Below are 3,680 nucleotides of genomic sequence, written 5' to 3'. Positions count from 1 at the left end.
CTGCGCGCGGATATAGAGGCCACCGAGGTGCGCACGCTGCTCTCGGGTGAGTACGACGAGCGCGAGGCGTTGGTCACCATCCGCTCCGGCGCCGGCGGGGTGGACGCCGCCGACTGGGCCGAGATGCTGATGCGCATGTACATGCGGTGGGCCGAGCAACACAAGTATCCCGTCGAGGTGTTCGACACCTCCTACGCCGAAGAGGCGGGCATCAAGAGCGCGACGTTCGCGGTGCACGCCCCGTTCGCGTACGGCACGTTGTCGGTCGAGCAGGGCACCCATCGGCTGGTGCGGATCAGCCCGTTCGACAACCAGAGCCGACGTCAGACGTCGTTCGCCGAAGTCGAGGTTCTTCCTGTGGTGGAGACCACCGATCACATCGACATACCGGAAGGCGATGTGCGCGTTGACGTTTACCGTTCCAGCGGCCCGGGCGGGCAGTCGGTGAACACCACCGACTCGGCGGTTCGTTTAACCCACATCCCAACGGGTATCGTCGTGACTTGCCAGAACGAAAAATCGCAACTGCAGAACAAGATCTCGGCGATGCGCGTGCTTCAGGCAAAGTTGTTGGAGCGCAAGCGTTCCGAAGAACGCGCGGAGCTGGACGCGTTGAAAGGCGAAGGCGGCAGTTCGTGGGGCAACCAGATGCGCTCCTACGTCCTGCACCCGTACCAGATGGTCAAGGACCTGCGGACCGAGTACGAGGTCGGCAACCCGGCGGCCGTCCTGGACGGGGACATCGACGGGTTCCTGGAAGCGGGAATCCGGTGGCGCAACCGAAAAGATGACGACTAACACAACTCTTCAAGCCTCGACCGCCTCGATAAAGGCGCTGGGCTGGCACGAATTTTGGCGCGGCGAAATCGGTCAATGGATCATCACGCGCGGTCTGCGGATCGTCATGGTGCTGATCGTCGCGGTGCTGGCGGCCCGGTTCGTCAACTGGGTGGCTCAGCAGGTGACCCGTCAACTCAACCTGGGCTTCGCCGAGAGCGACGCGCTGGTGCGCTCGGAGGCCACCAAGCACCGTCAGGCGATGGCCTCGGTGATCTCCTGGGTGTCGGTGGTCCTCATCGGCATCTGGGTGATGATGCAGATCGCCAGCGTGCTGCAGTTTTCGGTCGGGGGACTGGTCGCGCCGGCCACCGTGGTCGGCGCCGCCCTGGGTTTCGGCGCGCAGCAGCTGGTGCGGGACCTGCTCTCGGGCTTCTTCATCCTCGCCGAGCGCCAGTACGGCTTCGGTGACCTGGTCACCCTCACCGTCGTCTCCTCGACGGAGGCCAGCGGCACGGTCGAGAACGTGACGTTGCGGGTGACGCGACTGCGCTCACCGGACGGCGAGGTGTTGACCATTCCGAACGGGCAGATCGTCAAGGTGGTCAACCTGTCCAAGGACTGGGCCCGCGCGGTGGTCGACATCCCGGTGTCCACCAGCGCAGACCTGAACCGGGTCAACGAGGTCTTGCACCAGGAGTGCGACCGCGCGATGGACAACCCGGGGCTAGGCGAGTTGCTGCTGGATGCGCCCACCGTGATGGGTGTGGAGAGCATCGAGGTCGACACCGTCACCCTTCGCCTGGTGGCCCGCACGCTGCCCGGCAAGCAGTTCGAGGCCGGGCGGCAGCTGCGCGTCCTGGTCATCCGGGCGCTGGCCCGCGTCGGCATCGTGACGGCGGCGGACGCGACCGTGGGCCTGGTCGACGACCCGTCCGTGCCGGTCGCCCAGGCTGCCGAGGAGGTAGCCGGCGACGACGTCCAAGGTGCGGTGCAGAAACGTTGAAATTGACCCTGAGCCTTTTCGAGAAACGCAGCGAAGACACCGAACATCGCTGGCCGAAGTACATGTTCGGCGGGCGGGTCCGCACGTCCACCCTGGTGCTGATCATCGCCTTTTTCGCGGTGTGGTGGGTCTACGACACTTACCGCCCCGAAGCGGCGCCCAAGCCGCCGGCGCAGCAAGTGGTGCCGCCGGGCTTCGTGCCCGACCCCAACTACACGTGGGTGCCCCGCAGCCGCGTGCAGGAGCCGCCGGCCACCACGCACACGCCGACCCCGACGAGCACGCCGTCGCCCGCGCCCCCGCCACCGCCGGTGACGACGACCACGACGACGCCGCCGTTGCAGCTCCCGCAGCTGCCCTGCCTGCTGCCGGCGCCGTTCTGTCCGCCCAGCACAAGCCCGCCCACACCGCCGTCTCCGCTCCCGCAGCCGGGGCCCGGACCGGCGCCCAGTTCGCCGCTGCCAGCCAGTTGACTTGGCTTGCCAGCGAAAATCACGGCTACACTGGCGTGCCGTGATGATCACCCTCGACCATGTCAGCAAGAAGTACAAAGCGTCGGCGCGTCCGGCGTTGGAGGACGTCAGCGTCAAAATCGACAAGGGTGAATTCGTCTTCCTGATCGGCCCGTCGGGCTCCGGTAAGTCGACGTTCATGCGGCTGCTGCTCGGCGAGGAGAACCCGACCTCCGGCGACATCCGGGTGTCGAAGTTCCACGTCAACAAGCTGCGCGGGCGGCACGTCCCGAAGCTGCGCCAGGTGATCGGGACCGTCTTTCAGGACTTCCGGCTGTTGCAGCAGAAGACCGTGTACGAGAACGTCGCGTTCGCGCTGGAGGTGATCGGCCGGCGGACCGACGCGATCAACCGGGTGGTGCCCGAGGTGCTGGAAACCGTCGGCCTGTCCGGCAAGGCCAACCGGCTGCCGCACGAGTTGTCCGGTGGCGAGCAGCAACGCGTGGCGATCGCCCGCGCCTACGTGAACCGGCCCCTGGTTCTCTTGGCCGACGAGCCGACTGGCAATCTCGACCCAGACACCAGTAAGGACATCATGGATTTGTTGGAGCGGATCAACCGCACGGGGACGACGGTGCTGATGGCGACGCACGACCACCACATCGTCGACTCGATGCGTCAGCGCGTCGTGGAGCTGTCCTTGGGGCGGCTGGTTCGTGACGAGCAACGCGGCATCTATGGGATGGACCGCTAAGTGCGCTTTGGCTTCCTGTTCAACGAGGTCCTGACCGGTCTTCGTCGCAACGTCACGATGACGGCCGCGATGATCCTGACCACGGCGATCTCCATCGGGCTGTTCGGCGGTGGCCTGCTGGTGGTCCGGTTGGCCGACAACTCGCGCGAGATCTATCTCGATCGCGTCGAGACGCAGGTGTTCCTCACCGACGACATCTCCGCCAACGACGCGACCTGCGCGTCGGGTCCGTGTAAAGCGCTGCGGGACAAGATCGATGCGCGCCAGGACGTCAAGTCGGTGCGCTTCGTCAACCGGCAGGACGCTTACAACGACGCGATCAAGAAGTTCCCGGAGTTCAAAGACGTTGCGGGCAAAGAATCGTTTCCGGCGTCGTTCATCGTCAAGCTGAACAACCCCGAACAGCACGCGGAGTTCGACGCCGCGATGCAGGGCCAGCCCGGGGTGCGCAGCATCCTCAACGAAAAGGATTTGATCGACCGGTTGTTCGCCGTGCTGGACGGACTGCGCAACGCCGCGTTCGCCGTCGCGCTGGTACAGGCCGTGGGCGCAATCCTGCTGATTGCCAACATGGTCCAGGTCGCCGCCTACACGCGACGCACCGAGATCGGGATCATGCGGCTGGTCGGCGCCAGCCGCTGGTACACCCAGCTGCCGTTCCTGTTAGAGGCCATGCTGGCCGCGGCCATCG

The 3,680-nt window shown here is 65.7% G+C and carries 5 protein-coding genes; all 5 read left to right on the top strand.

Features of this window, described 5'->3' with window-relative positions; translation table 11 throughout:
• Positions 1-798, top strand: a 798-nt coding sequence (gene prfB / locus A5702_RS00085) for a peptide chain release factor 2 (protein WP_068217223.1), incomplete at its 5' end; no start/stop codon positions are given.
• Positions 788-1,783 (top strand): mechanosensitive ion channel family protein, encoded by a 996-nt coding sequence (locus A5702_RS00080; RefSeq protein ID WP_055403037.1) that lies wholly within the window; start codon positions 788-790, stop codon positions 1,781-1,783. The genes prfB and A5702_RS00080, both read left to right, overlap by 11 nt.
• Positions 1,780-2,256, top strand: coding sequence for a hypothetical protein (locus A5702_RS00075; protein ID WP_068217221.1), 477 nt, complete (start codon positions 1,780-1,782; stop codon positions 2,254-2,256). The genes A5702_RS00080 and A5702_RS00075 overlap by 4 nt, the downstream gene beginning before the upstream one ends.
• Positions 2,257-2,299: 43 nt before the next feature.
• Positions 2,300-2,989 (top strand): cell division ATP-binding protein FtsE, encoded by a 690-nt coding sequence (ftsE, locus tag A5702_RS00070; RefSeq protein ID WP_055403053.1) that lies wholly within the window; start codon positions 2,300-2,302, stop codon positions 2,987-2,989.
• On the top strand, positions 2,990-3,680 hold a 691-nt coding region (gene ftsX / locus A5702_RS00065; RefSeq protein ID WP_068217218.1), incomplete at its 3' end, for a permease-like cell division protein FtsX.

The sequence above is a fragment of the Mycobacterium sp. E3339 genome (assembly GCF_001666915.1).
Taxonomy (GTDB): Bacteria; Actinomycetota; Actinomycetes; order Mycobacteriales; family Mycobacteriaceae; genus Mycobacterium.
This window is presented reverse-complemented; position numbering and strand designations above follow the sequence as displayed.